A 20,028-nucleotide genomic window follows, 5' to 3' on the forward strand; every position below is an offset into this window, starting at 1 on the left:
GGGCTCAGGCTGCTTCCCCGATGATGTCCGTGTAGCCATTGGCTTCGAGTTCCAGCGCGAGGTCCTTGGTGCCGGAGCGGATCACCTGGCCCTTGTAGAGAACATGGACCGTGTCCGGCACGATGTATTCCAGCAGGCGCTGGTAATGGGTGATGACGATGACGGCGCGGTCCGGCGACCTCAGTGCATTGACGCCATCCGCGACGATCTTCAGGGCATCGATATCAAGGCCAGAGTCGGTCTCGTCGAGAATGCACAGTTTTGGTTCGAGTAGCGCCATCTGCAGGATCTCGGCACGCTTCTTCTCGCCACCCGAGAAGCCGACATTCAACGGCCGGCGCAGCATGGCGGGATCGATCTTCAGCTCGCCCGCTGCTTCCTTGACCCGGCGCATGAAGTCCGGCGTCGTCAGCTCTTCCTCACCGCGCGCCTTGCGCTGCTCGTTCATCGCGACCTTGAGGAACTGCATGGTCGCCACGCCCGGGATTTCGACCGGATACTGGAACGCCAGGAAAATGCCCTTGGAGGCACGCTCCGCCGGGTCGAGTTCGAGAATGCTCTCGCCGTTGTAGAGGATGTCGCCCTCAGTCACCTCGTAGTCTTCGCGACCCGACAGGATGTAGGACAGCGTCGATTTGCCGGAGCCGTTCGGGCCCATAATGGCGGCAACCTCACCCGGCTTTACCGTCAGGTTCAAGCCACGGATGATCTCGGTGCCGTCTTCGGCGATGCGGGCGTGCAGGTTCTTGATCTCAAGCATTTACAAATCCTTCCGGACAAACATCGTTGCGTGCAGCGCACGCAAATTATGAACTGGTGGCGTTAGCCGACGGAACCTTCGAGCGAAATGCCGATCAGCTTCTGCGCCTCGACCGCGAACTCCATCGGCAGTTCCTGGATGACATCCTTGACGAAGCCGTTGACGATCAACGCGATCGCTTCCTCTTCCGGAATCCCGCGCTGCATAACGTAAAACTTCTGGTCATCGGAAATCTTCGACGTCGTCGCCTCGTGCTCCACCTGGCCCGACGCGTTCTTCACCTCGATGTAAGGAACAGTATGCGCGCCGCACTTGTCGCCAATGAGAAGCGAGTCGCAGTTCGTGAAGTTGCGGGCATTTTCAGCCCGGCGGTGGATCGAGACTTGGCCGCGATAGGTATTTTGCGACTTGCCCGCCGAAATGCCCTTGGAGATGATGCGGCTCGACGTGTTCTTGCCGAGGTGGATCATCTTGGTACCGGAATCGATCTGCTGATGACCGTTCGAGACGGCGATGGAGTAGAACTCGCCGCGGCTGTCGTCGCCGCGCAGGATGCAGCTCGGATACTTCCAGGTGATCGCGGAACCGGTCTCGACCTGCGTCCACGAAATCTTGGAGCGCGCTCCGCGGCAATCGCCGCGCTTGGTAACGAAGTTGTAAATGCCGCCCTTGCCTTGGGCATCGCCTGGGAACCAGTTCTGCACCGTCGAATATTTGATTTCTGCGTCGTCGAGCGCAACGAGTTCGACGACAGCCGCATGCAACTGATTCTCATCGCGCTGCGGCGCCGTGCACCCCTCGAGATAGGACACGTATCCGCCCTCTTCGACGATGATCAGCGTGCGCTCGAACTGGCCGGTGTTCTTCTCATTGATACGGAAATAGGTCGAAAGCTCCATCGGGCAACGAACGCCCTTCGGAACGAAGACAAAGGAACCATCGGTGAACACGGCTGCATTCAGCGTGGCGTAATAGTTGTCTGTGGTCGGAACGACCGAGCCGAGATATTTCTTGATAAGGTCAGGATGTTCGCGGATGGCCTCGGAGATCGACATGAAGATCACGCCGGCCTTCTCCAGTTCCTTCCGGAAGGTGGTTACGACCGAAACGGAGTCGAAGACCGCATCGACGGCAACTTTGGAGCTCGTTACGCCAGCAAGGATTTCCTGCTCGCGCAGCGGAATGCCCAGCTTCTCATATGTACGCAGAAGTTCCGGATCGACCTCCTCCAGCGAGGTCGGGCCAGTCAAGTTCTTGGGTGCCGCGTAGTAATAGATGTCGTTGAAGTCGATCTTCGGATAATCAACCCGTGCCCAGGTCGGCTCTTCCATCGTCAGCCATCGGCGATAGGCGTCGAGGCGCCATTCCAGCATCCATTCCGGCTCCTGTTTTTTTGCCGAGATGAAGCGGATGATGTCTTCCGAGAGCCCCTTCGGGGCCTTGTCCACTTCGATGAAGGTTTCGAAGCCGTATTTGTACTGATCGATGTCGATCCCACGGACCTGATCGATTGTCTCCTGGACGGCAGGCATGCGCGTTCTCCAACTGTCAGCCGGCAGTCGAGCCGGCACCTCTTTTATTCGGACGGGAAGTTCCGCCCCTATGTAATGGCCAAAAGGCGCGTTTCACACCTCCCGGCAAGCGGAAAGTTGCCTTTCCGCAAGTTTCTTGCTGCTAGGCAGCCTCTCCAGCCGGGCGACGCCGGTCGGAAATCTTCTTGAATGCCGACACCACGGCTGCCACATCTTGGCGGCTGGTTGCAGGACCCATCGAGATTCTGAGACCGCCCATCTCCGGATCAAGGCCCATGGCCGTCAGCACATGGCTGCGGCCGACCTTTCCGGAGGAACAGGCAGACCCTGCGGACAGAGCAATCCCTTCCAAATCAAAAGCAATCTGCCCCGTCTCTGACTTCAAGCCCGGCAGGGTGAAAAAGCAGGTGTTGCCAACACGTTCGACGTCTCGCCCGTGGATAATGACATCGGATGCGGCCTCCAGGAGGCCAGCCTCTAGCTCGTCCCGCAACCCCGATACTTGCGCTCGGTGCTGTACCAGCGCTTCAAGCGCGAATTCAGCGGCCGCGCCGAACCCGATGATCCCATGGACATTCTCTGTCCCCGACCGGTGACCTTTCTCCTGCCCTCCGCCCCGAACCAGCGGCGATGGCATCAGCGCCTCCCCCCGCCCAACCAAGGCCCCAACGCCCTTGGGTCCCCCGATCTTGTGCGATGACAGGATGATGAAATCTGCATCGAGTGCGGCGATATCAATCTGCATGCGCCCTGCCGCCTGAACGGCGTCGACCACGAGAATCCCGCCATGCTGGTGCACCACCCGTGCGGCCTCGGCCACCGGCTGCACGATACCGGTCTCGTTGTTGACCAGCATCAGGGCCACCATGGCGATTCCGGATGCCTGGTCATGAGCCGCCAGTACCGACTCAAGCGCCTGAAGATCGATCACGCCGGCCCGCGTGACCGGAACCTCCGTCACCTGCTCAGCGGGAAAGCGTCCGCCTTCCCTGACGGCCGGATGCTCAATGGCCGATACATAGAGCCGCCCGATCGTCAGGAGCGAGCGTCCCATTCGGAAGTTTGGCGTCAGCACATGGCTGGCAGCCTCGGTGGCGCCACTCGTGAAAACAAGATGCACAGGATCGGCACCGACGAGTGCAGCGACCTGCCGGCGCGCCTTCTCCGTTAGAGCACGAGCCGCGCGCCCTTCTGAATGGACAGAAGATGCATTGCCAGGAATAGTCAATGCATGGAGCATCGCCACGCGCGCAGCATCGGAGAGCGGCGCCGTTGCATTCCAGTCCATGTAGACGCGAGCCAATGCCATTGTCCGACCTGCTTTCCTTCCTAGATACCGGTCAGTTGCATGCAGTGCCCAAGCAGCCGCATTTTCCTTGAAATAGCGAACGACCTTGCCTTATGACGTCAGCCGGGCCTTGGCGGCCCCAAAAGTTTCGAATGGTTCTAAACTGAGCTTTAGAAAAGCTGACCAGCTTCGTCAAGTCTGACTTGGCGCTCGGTGCACGACCAGAACATATGACCGGAGTACCAATGCCCGAAGTCATCTTCAACGGCCCCGCCGGCCGACTGGAAGGACGTTATCAGCCCTCGAAGGAAAAGAGTGCGCCGATCGCCATCATCCTGCATCCGCATCCGCAGTTCGGTGGCACGATGAACAATCAGATCGTCTACCAACTCTTTTACATGTTCCAGAAGCGCGGCTTCACCACGCTCCGCTTCAATTTCCGCGGCATCGGTCGCAGCCAGGGCGAGTTCGACCACGGCGCCGGAGAGCTTTCCGATGCCGCCTCGGCGCTCGACTGGGTGCAGAGCCTACATCCGGACTCGAAGAGCTGCTGGGTCGCCGGTTATTCCTTCGGCGCTTGGATCGGCATGCAGCTTCTGATGCGCCGTCCCGAGATTGAAGGCTTTATGTCGATCGCGCCGCAGCCGAACACCTACGACTTCTCCTTCCTTGCCCCCTGCCCGTCCTCCGGCCTTATCATTCACGGCAACGCAGACAGGGTCGCGCCGGAAAAGGATGTAATTGGACTGGTCGAAAAGCTGAAGACGCAGAAGGGTATCCTGATCACCCATCGCACGATTGAAGGAGCAAACCACTTCTTCAATGGCCAGACCGACAAACTGATGGCCGAATGTGAAGACTATCTGGATCGTCGCCTGGAAGGCGAATTGGTTCCGGAGCCAGCGGCCAAGCGAATCCGCTGACAAGCGGCTACTCAAGCGTGGCAAGCATCGTCGCCGCTCTATTGAGCGGCAACAAACTTTTCTGGATGCTCCGACGTCGTGCATTTCACGCAGTCGCGCCCCGCCCTCTTGGCTTCATAAAGAGCAAGGTCAGCCTGTTGCAGATTTTGCTGCAGCGTCATCTTGCTACTCCAGGCACTGACGCCGAAACTGGAGGTTGCCCGGAACTCTGGCGGCAACCCGGCAAAAGCGTGCGATGACATTGCCGTTCGAAGCGCAGCCGCGAAGGACATTGCCGCTTCGACATTGGTCCACGGAAGGAAGACGGCGAACTCCTCGCCCCCAAGACGCGCGACAATGGCGTTGTCAGGCGCGTTTTCCGCCAACAGTTTGCCGAATGTCTCAATGACTCGATCTCCACAATGATGCCCATGGGTATCGTTGATACTCTTGAAGTGATCGAGATCGCACATGATGAGCGCGTGCCGTTCCATCGGGCTGCGCTCCACCAACTTCATCGATTGCTCTTCGAATCCGCGCCGGTTGAGAAGGCCGGACAACGGGTCGGTCTCCGATTTGCTGCGCTCTTCCGCCATGATCTCGAGTACGAGCATCGCCAGTAGCGTCAACCCTACCGTTACGATCATGATGCCAGCGGCACTTTGGGAAATGATTGCGTAACTGGTGTGAACGAAATCCTTCGCCGTCATACCTGCACCTAAGGTGACGGCGAGGTACGCTTTGCTGATGAAGTGGAGGCCGGTAAGAAACAACAGCCCGGCAAGGGTAATATCAATGGGCAGTCGTCGCTTGCTCTGCAGCACGGTCCGAACGCCGCTAAAGGCAAGGATCGCAAAAGGGGCCTGATAGGAGACAGCATGCAATGCGGTGTCTCTGGGCGCGTCGTAGATCAAGAGATAGACCGTCACCCAGAATAGGACGAAGAGTGTCTGGTTGATGAGCCTAATGCTCTCACCGTAAAGGTAGGAGATGCCAATCCTCAGCAGCACCAAGCCGCCAAGCGCGGTGGCGAAAGAACCGACTGCAGAAGACTGTACCCATTGAGTGTGCGCTACGGTAAGTTCGAAAACCCTGGAGACGGCGGCGACCGCAAATCCTGCCCCCATCCATCTAACCGCATCTGTCGACCTGCTTCGCGTGGACACGGCAAAGAACACCACGCAGAAAGCAAGCGCGATGACAAAGTTCATGCCCAGGATAAAGTTCGTTCCGTTCATGGTTCCCGCCCAAAGGGCCTACAGTGCCGCGATTGATTGCGCTAACATGATCTTCTAGGGGGCAGGCCCAAAACAATGATTAAAATCATCGGGCCCTGCCGTTGAGTCAGCGGTTCTGTTGTGGAAATGCCACAAGCCCGCCGCTCACCGGCTGCTGAACCCCTGTGGTGCCGGGGAATGTCAAAGGTAAGCCCTTCATTGACCGGACGGCAAGATAGGCCCAAGCCTCAGCTTCCATTGCGTCACCATCAAGCCCCGCGTCCTCGGCGCGGACGACACGGGCCTTCAGTTCCTCTGCCAACCGCACGAGGTCGTTCATCAGCACCTTGTTGAGCCTCCCTCCGCCGCAAACGACGTAAAGTCGTGGCGCGTGCGGCAAGTGACGGGCAGACTGGATGATCGCCGCTGCGGCCACATAGGCAAGTGTTCGTGCCCCGTCCGCCAATTCAGCGGCATCGCCTGGAGGTGGCAGGAAATCAGCACGATCGAGCGAACGGCGGCGACTGCCGGCGAAGAATGAGCTGGAAAGATATTCTTCCGCCAGCGCCTCGACGATCTGTCCTTCCGAAGCAATCATTCCGTCTTGATCGAACGGTATGCCGGCGTGCGCCTCGACCCATTGATCGATCAGGGTATTGCCTGGTCCGCTGTCATAGGCCCTGATGTCGCCCTCGAGACTGACATAGGTCAGGTTTGATATGCCGCCTATATTGACGAAACAGACCGGCCGTTCGCTCAGCTCGAGGTTCTGGGCCAGCGCCGCATGGTACGCCGGCACTAGCGGCGCGCCCTGCCCTCCGTGCACCATGTCGTTTGCGCGCATGTCATGGACCACGGGAAGATCCGTTAGATCGGCCAAAAGCTGCCCGTCACCCAGTTGCACTGTCAGCCCCTGATCGGGTCGATGCAAGACGGTCTGCCCATGGAAGCCGACCACGTCGATCATTTCAAAGGTCAATCCATGATGTCTCAGGAAGAGACCGACCGCTTGTGCGTGTCTCCGCGTCAACTCGTTTTCGACATCTGCAAGAGTTCCTGGACGTTGGCGACGGTCCGTTACGCTCTTCGCGTCCTCCATCGCGCCCTTCAGGCGCTTACGGAACGCGGCATCGTATGGCACGCCGAGAAAAGCACCGCGCTTCACTCGATTCTCACCGTCTGTTTGCAGAAGCGCCACGTCTATGCCGTCCATCGACGTCCCGCTCATCAGGCCGATCGCCGTCTTCAATCCGTCCATTGGTGCATTCCAGAATCAATTTTGGAGTGATTATGCGCTGAAACAGTGGTAGACGCCCGCCCGTATCCGGAATTCCTTCAGAGATTGTCATGTCCAGCTTCAAGTCCGATTTTCTCCGCACCATGCACGAGCGTGGCTTCATCCATCAGGTTTCCGATGAAAGCGGCCTCGACGAGCTGCTCGCGAAGGAGAGCGTGACGGCCTACATCGGCTTTGACCCGACCGCCCCGAGCCTCCATGCCGGCGGCCTTATTCAGATCATGATGCTGCATTGGTTCCAGGTCACTGGCCACCAGCCCATCTCGCTGATGGGTGGCGGAACCGGCATGGTGGGCGATCCGTCCTTCAAGGAAGAAGCCCGCCAGTTGATGACCATCGACACGATCGAGAGCAATATTGCATCGATCAAGCGCGTATTCTCCAACTATCTTGACTACGACAAGGGCCCAAAGGGCGGCGCGCGCATGGTCAACAATGCGGAATGGCTTCGCGGCCTGAATTATCTTGAGTTTCTTCGGGACGTCGGCCGCCATTTTTCCGTCAATCGGATGTTGTCCTTCGACAGCGTCAAAACGCGCCTCGATCGCGAGCAGTCGCTGTCATTTCTGGAATTCAACTACATGATCCTCCAGGCCTATGACTTCGTCGAGCTGAACAAGCGCTACGACTGCCGCCTCCAGATGGGCGGCTCCGACCAGTGGGGCAATATCATCAACGGCATCGATCTAGGCCACCGGATGGGAACGCCGCAGCTCTACGCACTGACGTCACCGCTGCTCACCACCTCTTCAGGTGCGAAGATGGGCAAGTCGATCAACGGCGCCGTCTGGCTGAACCCGGAGATGCTGTCGGCCTATGACTTCTGGCAGTACTGGCGCAATACCGAGGACGCCGACGTCGGCCGCTTCCTTAAGCTGTACACGACACTGCCGCTGGAGGAGATCGCACGGCTCTCCGCGCTGGGGGGCGCCGAGATCAACGAGGTGAAGAAGATCCTGGCCACGGAGATCACGGCAGTGCTGCATGGCCGCCAGGCAGCGGAGCAAGCAGCCGAAACAGCTCGAAAGACCTTCGAGGAAGGCGCGCTGGCAGAGAACCTCCCGACGATCGAGATCCCAAGGGCACAGATCGAAGCAGGGCTCGGGCTCCTCGCTCTGATGGTGAAAGCCGGGCTTGCCAGCTCGAATGGGGAAGCTCGCCGGCATGTGCAGGGCGGCGCCGTGAAGATCAACGACGAGCAGGTTTCGGACGAGCGCATTACCATCGGCAGCGGCGAAGTCACGGAAGCCGGCCTCGTCAAGCTCTCGCTCGGCAAGAAGAAGCACATCCTCGTCCGCCCGACCTGAAGGTTTTCGAGAGGAAGAATCGCCAGTCAGTCCCGGCCTTCGAGCCGGGACTTTGCATTTCACTGGAACTCGAAGATCTGGCGGAAGATGCCAGGTGCGATGATCGACAGCGGATTAACCGTCAGCTTGGGTTGTTCGAAGGGACCTTCGAGCTTGAAGGTGATGCCGAGCAGACCCCGGTCCCGACCATTGCCCAGGATGGCGCCGATGATCGGTAACTCGGCGAACAGTCGGTTCAGGCCGTAGGCTGGCATGAAGGTTCCCGTCATGTCCATTCGCCCTGCTGTATCGCGCACGACACCCTGGAAGCTCGCGCCGATCTGCTCGCCACGAACGATTCCGTTTTCGACCGACAGCGCGCCATTGCGGTAGACGACGCGCGCGAAGCCGCGCTGGAACTTCGCCGAACTGACGTCGATGTCACGTTTGACGGCGGCGTTCAGGCTGCGCCCTCCCTCACCCACGGGGGTCGAGACAATGGACTGCAGCCGCGACTCGTTGATGAGCGAAAAGTTGCGCAGATCCACCGAGCCGCTCCACAGGCCGTCGGGCAATGCCCTTACCGCGACGTTGAGCAGACCGCCTCTAATCCGGTTGTAGAGGTTGGTGAACCGCGCGACCGCGCCGGCGTCGCCGCTCGTGATCGAAATCGTGTTGCCTTTGACCATCTGGCTAACGACCGCAGCACCACTCGAGGTGACCGCAGAGAAATCGGCTCTGCCAATCGTATCTCCCTTGGTTTCGAACAGCATCGAGACGTTCGCAAGTTGCTCGTCGTTGAAGCCGATCATCCTGTCCAATTTGACCGCTATCCGGGCGTTCCTCGCGCCTGTCTCTTCGCCGTCGCTTCCCCCGCCAGATCGCATTTTGGTCAGCACCGGCCTCATGTCGGCCGACGCGCCGGACACCGAAACGTCAAAGGCGCCACCATTCTGCTTCAGCGAAACCTGATAATCGTCCGAGGGCGACAGCTTCAGGCGGGAAAACTGTGCCGACTGAAGTGCGCCTCCGACAAGATGGAACTCTCCGTCGGCACCAAAGCCTTCGCCATCAAGCTTGAAGTTGCTTATGGTATCACTCGTGCCGTCGCTTGCGACCTCGAAGCCTGCTTTCGCGGAGATGCCGCTTCCCTTGGTCCAGCCGATCCAAGGCACGGACAGAGCGGAACGCGTCAAGTCGAGCGACACACGCTGGCGCGTCTCGTCGAGGCGCGTGATCTCAGCGCGGATCGTGCCATCTACAATGTCCGACAGTCCTGGAACCAGCTTTTCACGCTGCTGATTGTCAAGGCTCGCCTTGATGTTCCGCTCCTTGGCCACCGGTGAGCTTTCCCCCACCGGCTCCACCAGCATGACCTCTGCCGGCACGCCATCGATCGCGGCACCAGCAGACAGCCTGGCTGCCTGCCGGTCGACATTGAGAGTACCGTCGACATTGCTGATCTTGCGCCCGGCGAATTCCCGCCCCAGCGCGACATCCGTAAGACCGATCTCGGCCTTCCAGACCGGGTCCGGCGGGTTGTGATCGGAAATCAGCCCAAGACGGGCTTGCACAGCCGCACTGGCAGTGCCGGAGAAATCCTCAGGCGCAAACTCCGTGTCTCTTAGCCCGTTAAGTGGGTGGAAGTTGGCGAGCTCCGCAACAGCATCCGCGGACCCGGAAACCGTGACGGACAAATCTGCCATCAACGGCTTACTGTAGGTGGACCCGACTTCGAATATACCCTGTGATACAGAGACGGAACGGCCGGAGGGGAAGTAGGAAGCCCCGCTTTCCACTCGCGCCTGCATCACCTCGCCCTTCAGCTCAAAACGTCCCTTCACGTCGCGGAGCGGCGGAATATCCCCGGGAAGGTTGATGCGCACATCATCGATGTCGAATGCGATTCGTAGTTCGTCTGAATCCAGGTCCAACGGCTCCCCCGGACCTTTCATGCGCCCGGCTGGCACGAAAACGGCAATAGACCCATCGGTAACGGTCCCCCCGTACATGTGCTCTAGCACCCATTCGCGCGGCTTATGCGCCATCCAAAACGGCCAGAATTGCTTGACGCCAGCCACCTGCATCATTGGCAGTTCACCACCAAAGCTGATTTCTGGCGACGCCTCACCGAACCGAACCATCAGTGATCCCGCCATCGAGCCAAGCGGGCTGGATAACAGGATGTCGTTGAACTCCAGCTCACGTTGTGCAGAGAAATAACTCCCGGTCGCCCTCAGATCGAAGATGGCCGGCGCCTCGCCAGAGCCTGCTGCCGTAGCTGTCCCACCGCTGACAAGAAGACTGATCGCGTATCCCGGCCGTTTCTCCGTTGCATTCAGTCGGTTCAGATCGACGATTGCCCCGCTCAAGGGGAGCACCGTCGTGCCGAATCTTACCTGCGAATCAATCAACTCAAGCGAGTGCTTGTCGAAATCGTAGGTCGCGTTGATGGTCCCTCCCGACAATTCCTGATCCATACCGTCGAAATAGAAAAGGCCAGGCGACTGGGTCATCGCCACCTTGATGGCCGGTGCCGTGGTTTCACGGGCCCGAACGGCGGAAAGCTTGAGATCGACATTCCCCTGCACCCCATCGCGCGGCGCCCCATCCTCCGCTCGCCGGAGCAGGAAAGGCGTGACCTCAAGTCCTTGCAGGGTGGCGTTGAGCGAGGAGGTCACACCGTCCAAGACCGCCGCCGTCGCCCGTAATTCGGCCGTCTGATCGTCAAGTGCGATGCTCCCGCGGACGGAGATCTCGCCCGGTGCTGAGCGAGCAAGATCAAGGGAAGAGACCTTGAGTGCAATGGGGGCCCGCCCGGGGGCGGAAGGCAAAAGAATATTGATCCCGGAAACATTGATCGTGTCCGTCCCGGTACGCTCCATCAGCCCGCGTGCCTCGTCGAGCCGTTGGAATGCCTGCTCGAGTGCCTTGGGAAGGGCGTCGACTCGCACTTTCGCAAGTGCCATCGGATCGCCCTGCGGGAGCGCGCCGGCGTCGAGCTGTATCCCGTCCGCCTCCATATGGCGGATGGAGATGCGCCCCGCGGCTAGGGCGAGAGGATCGACTGCCATTCGCAGTGCGGCCGCCTTGGACAGATGCTGACCCGAAGCTTGCTCAATGACGTGAACGCCACGTGCCTCCAGGGCTAGCCTGAAGTCCGAATCGAATCGAATGGCTGCCGAACCCACGGTTGCCCGGTAGCGCGGCCCCAGAGCATCGTTCAAGGCATCACTGGCGCGGGCAGAGAGAGCCGCATCAACGGCGCCGCCCTCGATGGCGACGAAAGCACTGGTTGCCGCGGCAAGAACCAGCAGCGTCAGGACCACCAATATTCGGCCAACCCTATGAATTCGGCCGCGTTTCGGCGGGCAGTGCACGATGATCGGGTCTTCGGCTTGTGCCGACGGCAACATGTGCAGCGGCGTGATTTCATTCCTGCCGAAGCTGACCTTTTCGCCGCGAATTTCCGACATTAATAGATGAACTCACCTCTGCTGGCGCGACGCATGATCCGGAACCGGCCAAATCACCAAATCAGTCTACATGTTTTGCGCGCTCATCCTTCAACATACTGGCGAAAGAAAGGACAACCCATGACAGAATTGAAAGTGGGCGACACCGCCCCCGACTTTGAACTGCCGGCAGTTCCCCTCGGCATGGTCAAGCTCAGCGATTTTGCCGGCAAAATTGTCATCTTGTACTTTTACCCCAAGGATGACACGACCGGCTGTACTGCCGAGGCAGTAGCGTTCACCAAGCTTCTTCCCGATATTGAATCTGCGGGCGCAACAGTGATCGGCGTTTCCCCCGACTCCTTGGCGAAGCACGAGAGATTCTCCACCAAGCATGACCTCAAGGTCATCCTCGCCTGCGACGAGCAACAGGCCGCGGCGTCGGCTTACGGCGTTTGGAAAGAGAAGAGCATGTACGGACGCACCTACATGGGCGTTGAGCGAACGACCTTTCTCATCGGTCGCGACCGCAAGCTGCTCAGGATCTGGCCAAAGGTGAAGGTTGCCGGGCATGCTGAAGAGGTTCTCCAGGCTCTGGCGGTGTGACTGCTACGCTCCCCTAAGCGTCTGTTAACCTTAAACTGCTGTAGTCACGGCAAGGAAGCGCGATGGAATTGTTCGTTGGGGAGTAATGGTGGCTCAAGGGGTGGAAGGAAAAGCATTCGGCCGCAAACGGCCTGAGCACATTGTCATCCTGGCCTGCGGAGAAAAGGTTCGCCACATGACGATCCGTCCGTGGATGACAGCCCTCACCTTTGGCGCCGTTCTGTCGCTCTCCGTCGGCTACCTCGCTGCCACAACCTACCTATTTGTTCGTGACGACCTCATCGGCAGTGCAATTTCGCGCCAAGCGAGACTCCAACACGAATACGAGGACCGGATCTCTGCGCTTCGCGAGCAGCTCGACCGCGTCACCTCACGACAACTGATGGATCAGCAACTCTTGGAGCAGAAGCTCGAGAAACTGCTGCAGCAGCAACAGGCGCTCTTCTCCCGCCACGGCAAGCTCGACCCGCTTTACGAACGCGCCGAGGAATCCGGATTGTTGCCTGCTGGCGAGAGCGAAGTTCAGCCGCCAACCAACGAAAAAGCTGGCTTGAGGGGAACGGCTGCGGGCGCGATCGACACCTTGCTCGGGCGTGCCGAAGGCGCGACATCGTTTACCGGGCTTGCTTACGCCCCCTTGCGCAACAGCATCCCGGAAGGAGCTGATGTCCTCGTTTCCGAAGTAACGTCATCCCTGAGGGACATTGAACGCGAGCAGCTTGAGAAGATCTCCCACCTCACGCTGGACGCCGCCGAGAAGGCAGATGCCATCGCGGGCATCATGAAGAGGACCGGGGTAGACGTCGACACTATTGTCGGACAGGAGAACGGCCTGGGCGGACCGTTTGTCGAGCCTGACCTGGGCAACGCTTTCGATGAGTCGCTCGACACACTCGATGCTGCTCTTACCCGCCTTGAAGCGATGCGGGAAACCGTCAGGGCCCTGCCCTATGGAAGCCCCGCGCCAGGCCAACCCATAACCAGCCGCTACGGCAACCGAATGGACCCCTTCCTCGGACGGCTCGCCCTGCATGCTGGAATCGATTTCAGCGCCCGCATAGGCGATGCGGTGACCAGCACAGGGGCCGGAACAGTCATCACAGCGGGTTTCGCGGGGGGCTACGGAAACCTTGTGGAGATTGACCACGGGCACGGCATCACCACGCGCTACGGTCATCTTTCCCGCATTCTTGTCGCGGAAGGAGATCAGGTGGAGGCAGGAGCTGTGATCGGCCGCGCCGGTTCCACCGGTCGCTCAACGGGACCGCACGTACACTACGAGGTCCGACGCGATAACAAGACCGTGGATCCGGTACATTTCCTCAACGCGGGAATGAAGCTCAATACCTATCTGAACTGAGGAGCGTTGCGCAGCGTCATCAGTGTGTTCGATTCACTCGGCACCCCGATTGACAAGCCGGTTTCCTTGACTCTGAACCTGTTTCCTCTTATCTGGCAGCCAACTGTGGGCGCTCGATGAGCACCGACGCTTGTGTTCTATGAAGAACCAGAACGGAAACAGAATTACCTTTGACGACATTTGCTGATCTTGGCCTGAGCCAGAAAGTCCTTTCTGCTGTTATCGACGCGGGTTACACAATCCCCACGCCGATCCAGGAAGGCGCTATCCCCCCTGCGCTTCAGCGCCGTGATATCTGCGGCATTGCCCAAACGGGCACGGGCAAGACGGCTTCCTTCGTCCTGCCGATGCTGACGCTCCTGGAAAAGGGACGTGCCCGTGCGCGCATGCCGCGGACGCTGATCCTCGAGCCGACCCGGGAGCTTGCGGCACAGGTCGCGGAAAACTTCGAAAAGTACGGAAAGAATCACAAGCTCAACGTCGCACTGCTGATCGGAGGGGTCTCCTTCGAGGAGCAGAACCGCAAGCTGGAACGCGGCGCCGACGTCCTGATCTGCACACCGGGTCGCCTGCTCGATCACTGCGAACGCGGGAAGCTGTTGATGACGGGCGTGGAAGTCCTCGTGATCGACGAAGCAGACCGTATGCTGGACATGGGTTTCATTCCCGATATCGAGCGGATCGCCAACATGATCCCGTTCACGCGCCAGACGCTCTTCTTCTCCGCAACGATGCCGCCGGAGATCCAAAAGCTTGCCGACCGCTTCCTGCAGAACCCAGAGCGAATCGAGGTCGCCAAACCCTCCTCGACCGCATTGACGGTCACGCAGCGCCTCGTGGCCTCGCACAGCAAGGACTACGAAAAGCGTGCGGTTCTGCGCGATCTGATCAAGCAACAGGATGAGCTCAAGAACGCGATTATCTTCTGCAACCGCAAGAAGGATGTCGCAGATCTCTTTCGCTCACTTGAACGCCATGGCTTCTCCGTTGGTGCACTGCACGGCGACATGGATCAACGGTCGCGCACGACTATGCTTGCCAACTTCAAGGACAACAACATAACGCTGCTCGTCGCATCTGACGTTGCCGCCCGTGGTCTGGATATTCCCGACGTCAGTCACGTATTCAACTTCGACGTTCCGATTCATGCGGAAGACTATGTTCATCGCATTGGCCGCACCGGCCGCGCGGGCCGGTCCGGCAAGGCTTTCACGCTCGTGACACGTTCGGACAGTAAATATCTAGATGCGATCGAAAAACTGATCGCTCAGAACATCGAGTGGCTGAATGGCGACCTTTCCGCGCTGCCCGCTCCGATGGAAAGTCATGATACCGGCGAACGCGGCCGCAAGGGTCGCGGGCGTGACAAGGAGCGCAGCCGGGGCAAGCGCGACCGGACGCAGATCGAGGTCGCGGTAGATGCCGACAACGAGACACAGGAAGAGGTTGTGGTGGAAGCACCCGCAGAGAATGTAACGGCACCTTCGGAGCGGCGGGGCGAGCGCCGTCCGCATCCGGTCCCGCGAGGCAATCGCCAAGGTCCCGCCAATGACGACCGCCGCGAGCGGCGCCACCGCCATCGCGATCACGACGACGGCCCGACGCCCGTCGGCTTCGGCGACGACATTCCTGCCTTCATGCTGGTTGCGGCAAACGTCGGCAAGGCCTGACTTTCGTGACGATGACGCCGGGCATCGATTTCCCAGGCGTAGGTACCGGGCTTGTGATCCGGCGACAGGACGGTATGGTTCTGCTGTATCGCCGCCTGAATGCACCCGAAGCCGGCTATTGGAATATCGTTGGTGGGAAGGTCGACGCCTTGGAAGCGTCCGATGAGGCCGCTCGGCGCGAGGCCGAGGAGGAAACCGGCTTGCGCATCGGACGGGTCGATTTTCTTTGCGTGACCGAAGAGATCATAAGAGCTGACCGGCAGCATTGGGTGTCGCTGATCTACGTCACCGATGACTTTCTCGGCGAACCGCAGCTGGTTGAGCCGCACAAGCTCTCGGACTTCGGCTGGTTCCCGCCAGAGGCACTGCCGGAGCCACTTTCAGTCTTCGCGACCAAAGCAATGGCGGCGTTGCAGTCACGCCAATAGATCAACTCTGCGCGCGCACCGCCGCTTCATAGGCGAGGTGCAGCCAAGTCCTCATCACATCCGGATCATCGACCGCTTCATCGGGAATGCTCCAGTAGGGCATAGCGGCCGGGTTTCCACGCGTGCTTTGATAAACCCACCGGCGCGAGCCTGCGGTCTCGAAAAGCGGTGCGGTCGACGAATCGCCCTTGAGCAGGATTTCGCCAGCGACTTCCAGCGCGATGATCAGCCCGTTGTGATAGATGCCCTTGCCACCGAACATCCGGCGGATAGACACCACCCCAAGCGGCGCAAACATCTCCTCAATGGCGGCATTGTCCATGATATTTGCCCTTCTTCCCTGCGGGGGCGAACCCACCTTGAGGCCATGGAACGATCTGCGAAATCCAGCAAAGCTTCTGTACGAGCATCAAAACACTGCTGGGATCGCTCCGCCCAGAAATCCTACTACGAAAGCTCACAAACCGAGCAGATTTTAGGAATGGCGGGCGAAGGAACAGCCGAAGAGGTGGGCACCTTTCATAGCGGATCCCCAAAAGCAAAAAACCCGCCGAAGCGGGTTTCTTTGGTGCGGTCGAGATGACTCGAATGGGGAATCCTATCAGATAAGTAGATGAATTATCTAGTTTTTTTGGTTTTGGTGCGGAATTTGTGGCACGTTTTGTGGCACACGCTGTGGCACACTTACTTTGTGAGGATCTTTGGGGCCGATTTGCAACATACAGTGACGAGTGTTGCTTCATAAGACAACCGCACCACGCCTGGAGGTCTAGTGGCGGAAGCTTTTGTTGCTAGCGCAAGAACGACGGAGGCGTGGCTGTCTGATCCCAGCCAGACAATCAATCAGATGGTAAATTGTGGTGGCTCCGCGAGTTTGATTCTAGTATTCCATTCCAAGTGCATAATCTCGAGGGGGCGAATGTTGAACGGTAGAGCGATCGACGAGCAACGCGATATGCTCGGCCAAAAAACTGGAGTTGAACAGGAAGCACCCGCTGGAGAAGCCGAACATATCGCCGAACCATTTGACCCGGACGATATAGACGTAGTCACGCGCTCGATGACCGTTGACTTGCTCCTATCACGCACAGCGTCGGGTATGATCGATCTGCAGCCCGATTTCCAGCGACGTTGGGGGGTGTGGGATGTAAAGCGCCAGAGCCGTCTCATAGAGTCACTTTTACTGCGGATCCCGCTGCCGGTGCTCTATGCAGCGGAGGATGATGACGAGCGTTGGGAGATTGTGGATGGTATCCAGCGGCTCTCGACAATCGCCCGGTTCATAAACCCGAAGATAATCGACGGGCAGCCGCTTATCCTTTCGGGCCTTGAATATCTCCGCGACTATGAAGGTAAGGATTTTCAAGGGCTGGGGGCGCGGCTGCAGATGAGGTTACGCGAGGCCGAGCTAATCATCCATTTGATCCGCAAGGGCACGCCGCCAGAGGTCAAGTTCAATATTTTCGCGCGCATCAACACCGGCGGTGTATCTCTGTCGCCGCAAGAGTTACGTCACGCAATCACCCCGGGCAAGGCACGCGATCTTCTTGAGAAATGGGCCAGTTCTCCCGAATTTCTCGCAGCGACCGATGGCAGTGTTCGACCCATACGGATGGACGATCGAGAGCTCGTATTGCGCTTTCTGGGCTTCTACCTGCTTGGGCTCGCTGCTTACCGTCAGCCTGACATGGACGGATTCTTGATTGCAGCCATGAAGACAATCAATGTGACCGATGATGCTACCCTGATGGAAGTGCGCGAACGTTTCGTGCGAGCCATGACCACCGCACACAAGATCTTCGGCAAGGACGCCTTTCGAAAGCGATTCTCCACGGATGCTGCTCGGCTCCCGATCAACAAGGCTGTGTTTGAGGCGCTATCAGTCAATCTCGCGCTTTTGAGTGACGCGCAGCGGGAAGTTTTGGTCCGGCGTAGCGAGCAGGTTCGCACGGACTTCATCGAACTCTGCCTCAACCGCTCATTTGAGTCTGCGATCTCACAAGGAACTGGTGACATTCGTAAGGTCAATCTCCGCTTCAATGCCATGCAACAGATGCTCTCAAGGATTGCCGACGATGCTTAATCGCATTGGCCTGAAGAATTTCAAAGCGTTCGATCAGGTCGAGATCGAACTTAGCTCGCTTACCCTGCTTTCCGGTCTTAACGGCAGTGGCAAGAGCACGATCCTTCAAGCACTTGGTCTCTTGCGCCAGTCATATGACGCGCGCTTTCTGCTTGAGGGCTCACTCGCATTGAATGGCGATCTGGTCGAATTAGGGACCGGGCGTGATGTGCTTTTCCAGCGATTCGACGCGCCCGAGATCGGGATAGAATTAGGGGAACCCGTCGTCAATGGCGACGGCGTCTACCTCTGGCGAGCGCCAGCGGGTTCCGATACCGATGTGCTGCCTTGCATCGCTAAACCAGATATTGGCGACTTGCCTTCGCTCGACCTGTTTGCCAAGGGCTTCCAGTTCCTGCGGGCTGATCGCATCACCCCGGCTGTAACCTTTCCGAAGTCACAAAACTCTGTGCGCCAGCAACTTTTCCTTGGCGCGAGGGGCGAATTCACCGCCCACTTCCTTCTCGAGTTCGGCGAACAGATCACTACAGCCGAGATCGTGCGGTGCGCCGATGAGCCTAAAGCGGTGAGCCTTATAGCGCAGGTGAATGCGTGGATGCAGGAATTTAGTCCGGGCGTGCGGGTCGAGCCTGCCTCGGTGCCGATGACTGACCTGGTTCGTCTAGTGTTCTCCTACCGTGGCGAAAGCGCAGCCTATGGCGACGTGATGCGCCCGACCAACGTAGGCTTTGGACTAACTCACGCGCTCCCGGTAATTACCGCATGCCTCGCAGCACAGCAGAATACCCTGCTCATCGTCGAGAATCCGGAAGCACAGTTGCACCCGCGAGGTCAGTCAACAATAGGACGTCTTCTCGCCCTCACTGCCGCAGGCGGTGTTCAAGTCATCGTTGAGACGCACAGCGACCATGTGCTCAATGGGATCCGTTTGGCCGTAAAGGATGGCTTGCTGGCTCCCGAGCGCACGCGACTTCACTTCTTTTCCCGGGAGCGGGGCCAGCCGAGCACCTTCGAAACGCCTGTGCTTGGCCTCGATGGACGACTTTCGTATTGGCCCGCTGGCTTCTTTGATCAGTGGGAACGAAGCCTCGACCGACTGTTGGATTGAGCCTAATGCCGCTACAGTTGTTCCTCAACGAATTGTCAGCGCCCCACGAACTGACCTCGCGCGCAATTTCGGTCAGTTATCTCCGGCAACTGGTCGCAACGGTTCGTAAGGCGCGCGAAATTGATTCGCAGCTCATACTCAATAGCGACGTGCCGCTCACTAATTTGCCACTTGGCGAGGGAGCCACCATTGCGTCAATTCGCAATGATGGCGAGTGCGTCGAAGAGAGCCTCTACTTGAAAACCGTCAACAACCGCGCGCCACTGATGCTGCCAGCAGCCGAGGCAGGAGACAGAGATCCAGGTCTTTGCGAATACCGGCTACGACCTGACGCTCCGCTTCGTTCGGGCGAAGTTGCACTAGGACTAGGATACGCTCATCTGTTCGACGGCCTAGGGCTGAGCCTGCCATCCCACGACGTCTGGATCGAGCGCTTGATCGAGCTTGATCTCGCTAAGCTCGATCCGAACGGCGGTATCGTAAATGAACGGGTTGCGGCACGTAACGCTGATAGTCCGACCGCGATCACTGATCATGCGGGCGCGCTCCTCGCGACCCTTGCCCCGACTCTCATCTCCGGCGAAGCGCTCTGGGAGCGTCGCCTCGAGCTTTTGCCCAACCTCATATTCATCCCCCGGACGCGTGCGCAAATATGCAGTCTTCTTGCCGGCGATCCGCTGTTGGAGCAAACTTGGCTCAAGCTTCGCGGTATCAACCAAGCGATTGAGGCCTGGAGGATCACGCAGAGTCCTTATCCGATGTTCCCGTTCAATGTGCGCCCTGAGAGCCGAAGCCGCCGTGCACTTGCCGAGTTCGAAGATGCCGAGGGCAATAGGCGGATCTTCAGCGACCATTGCGACCTCGCACCGACCGAAGCCCGTATTCATTTCATCGTTGAGTCGGCTCCTCAACGACGAGCCCTGATCGGACATGTCGGACGAAAACTTGGTATTGGCTAGCGCCATGGCAGTGGAAGAGAGCGTTCAAGAGCGATGAGCCTCCAGCGATTGTTTAAGGAACCGGCCGTAGATTTTGG

General features: G+C 58.8%; 16 protein-coding genes. 9 read left to right on the top strand and 7 right to left on the bottom strand.

The genetic code is table 11. The features are described 5' to 3' along the window. Positions 1–4: 4 nt before the first annotated feature. The 3 genes from sufC to LXM96_RS07110 all read right to left on the bottom strand — a co-directional run bounded on the left by sufC (position 5) and on the right by LXM96_RS07110 (position 3,601). Complete coding sequence (sufC, locus tag LXM96_RS07100) at positions 5–760, bottom strand: Fe-S cluster assembly ATPase SufC (protein ID WP_239997671.1); 756 nt, start codon at positions 758–760, stop codon at positions 5–7. A 62-nt stretch (positions 761–822) separates the two neighbouring features. Next, positions 823–2,292 (bottom strand): Fe-S cluster assembly protein SufB, encoded by a 1,470-nt coding sequence (gene sufB, locus LXM96_RS07105; RefSeq protein ID WP_239997672.1) that lies wholly within the window; start codon positions 2,290–2,292, stop codon positions 823–825. 142 nt (positions 2,293–2,434) lie between these two features. Beyond that, complete coding sequence (locus tag LXM96_RS07110) at positions 2,435–3,601, bottom strand: cysteine desulfurase family protein (protein WP_239997673.1); 1,167 nt, start codon at positions 3,599–3,601, stop codon at positions 2,435–2,437. Between the two features lie 224 nt (positions 3,602–3,825). On the opposite strand from LXM96_RS07110, the gene LXM96_RS07115 reads away from it, so the two are divergent. After that, the gene (locus LXM96_RS07115) at positions 3,826–4,503 is read left to right on the top strand and encodes an alpha/beta hydrolase (protein WP_239997674.1); all 678 of its coding nucleotides are present in this window, start codon (positions 3,826–3,828) and stop codon (positions 4,501–4,503) included. A 38-nt stretch (positions 4,504–4,541) separates the two neighbouring features. Here LXM96_RS07115 and LXM96_RS07120 read toward each other — a convergent pair whose 3' ends face one another. Both LXM96_RS07120 and LXM96_RS07125 read right to left on the bottom strand, forming a co-directional pair. Next, a complete protein-coding gene (locus LXM96_RS07120; RefSeq protein WP_239997675.1) occupies positions 4,542–5,396 on the bottom strand; it encodes a GGDEF domain-containing protein in 855 nt (284 codons plus the stop codon). A gap of 430 nt (positions 5,397–5,826) precedes the next feature. Next, a complete protein-coding gene (locus LXM96_RS07125; protein ID WP_239997676.1) occupies positions 5,827–6,957 on the bottom strand; it encodes an anhydro-N-acetylmuramic acid kinase in 1,131 nt (376 codons plus the stop codon). Between the two features lie 89 nt (positions 6,958–7,046). Between LXM96_RS07125 and tyrS the strand changes: the two genes are divergently transcribed. Next, complete coding sequence (tyrS, locus tag LXM96_RS07130) at positions 7,047–8,303, top strand: tyrosine--tRNA ligase (RefSeq protein WP_239997677.1); 1,257 nt, start codon at positions 7,047–7,049, stop codon at positions 8,301–8,303. Between the two features lie 59 nt (positions 8,304–8,362). On the opposite strand, the gene LXM96_RS07135 is transcribed toward tyrS, so the two are convergent. Further along, the gene (locus LXM96_RS07135; RefSeq protein ID WP_239997678.1) at positions 8,363–11,758 is read right to left on the bottom strand and encodes a 5'-nucleotidase; all 3,396 of its coding nucleotides are present in this window, start codon (positions 11,756–11,758) and stop codon (positions 8,363–8,365) included. A gap of 120 nt (positions 11,759–11,878) precedes the next feature. Between LXM96_RS07135 and LXM96_RS07140 the strand changes: the two genes are divergently transcribed. The 4 genes from LXM96_RS07140 (at position 11,879) to LXM96_RS07155 (ending at position 15,801) form a co-directional block, all read left to right on the top strand. After that, positions 11,879–12,343, top strand: a complete 465-nt coding sequence (locus LXM96_RS07140; RefSeq protein WP_239997679.1) for a peroxiredoxin — start codon at positions 11,879–11,881, stop codon at positions 12,341–12,343. Between the two features lie 88 nt (positions 12,344–12,431). Then, positions 12,432–13,703: a M23 family metallopeptidase gene (locus LXM96_RS07145; protein ID WP_239997808.1), complete on the top strand. Its 1,272-nt coding sequence runs from the start codon at positions 12,432–12,434 to the stop codon at positions 13,701–13,703. A 170-nt stretch (positions 13,704–13,873) separates the two neighbouring features. After that, a complete protein-coding gene (locus LXM96_RS07150; protein ID WP_239997680.1) occupies positions 13,874–15,373 on the top strand; it encodes a DEAD/DEAH box helicase in 1,500 nt (499 codons plus the stop codon). An 11-nt stretch (positions 15,374–15,384) separates the two neighbouring features. After that, the gene (locus LXM96_RS07155) at positions 15,385–15,801 is read left to right on the top strand and encodes an NUDIX domain-containing protein (RefSeq protein ID WP_239997809.1); all 417 of its coding nucleotides are present in this window, start codon (positions 15,385–15,387) and stop codon (positions 15,799–15,801) included. A gap of 1 nt (position 15,802) precedes the next feature. Here the strand turns inward: LXM96_RS07155 and LXM96_RS07160 are convergent, their stop codons facing one another. Beyond that, positions 15,803–16,123, bottom strand: coding sequence for a TfoX/Sxy family protein (locus tag LXM96_RS07160; protein ID WP_239997681.1), 321 nt, complete (start codon positions 16,121–16,123; stop codon positions 15,803–15,805). A gap of 597 nt (positions 16,124–16,720) precedes the next feature. Here LXM96_RS07160 and LXM96_RS07165 point away from each other — a divergent pair. The 3 genes from LXM96_RS07165 to LXM96_RS07175 are packed head-to-tail and all read left to right on the top strand — an operon-like array spanning position 16,721 to position 19,951. Continuing rightward, positions 16,721–17,884, top strand: a complete 1,164-nt coding sequence (locus LXM96_RS07165; protein ID WP_239997682.1) for a DUF262 domain-containing protein — start codon at positions 16,721–16,723, stop codon at positions 17,882–17,884. After that, positions 17,877–18,992, top strand: coding sequence for an AAA family ATPase (locus LXM96_RS07170; protein WP_239997810.1), 1,116 nt, complete (start codon positions 17,877–17,879; stop codon positions 18,990–18,992). The genes LXM96_RS07165 and LXM96_RS07170 overlap by 8 nt, the downstream gene beginning before the upstream one ends. 5 nt (positions 18,993–18,997) lie before the next feature. Continuing rightward, a complete protein-coding gene (locus LXM96_RS07175; protein WP_239997683.1) occupies positions 18,998–19,951 on the top strand; it encodes a hypothetical protein in 954 nt (317 codons plus the stop codon). The last annotated feature ends 77 nt before the right edge of the window (positions 19,952–20,028 follow it).

Source organism: Rhizobium halophilum (assembly GCF_021648825.1).
GTDB lineage: Bacteria > Pseudomonadota > Alphaproteobacteria > Rhizobiales > Rhizobiaceae > Neorhizobium > Neorhizobium halophilum.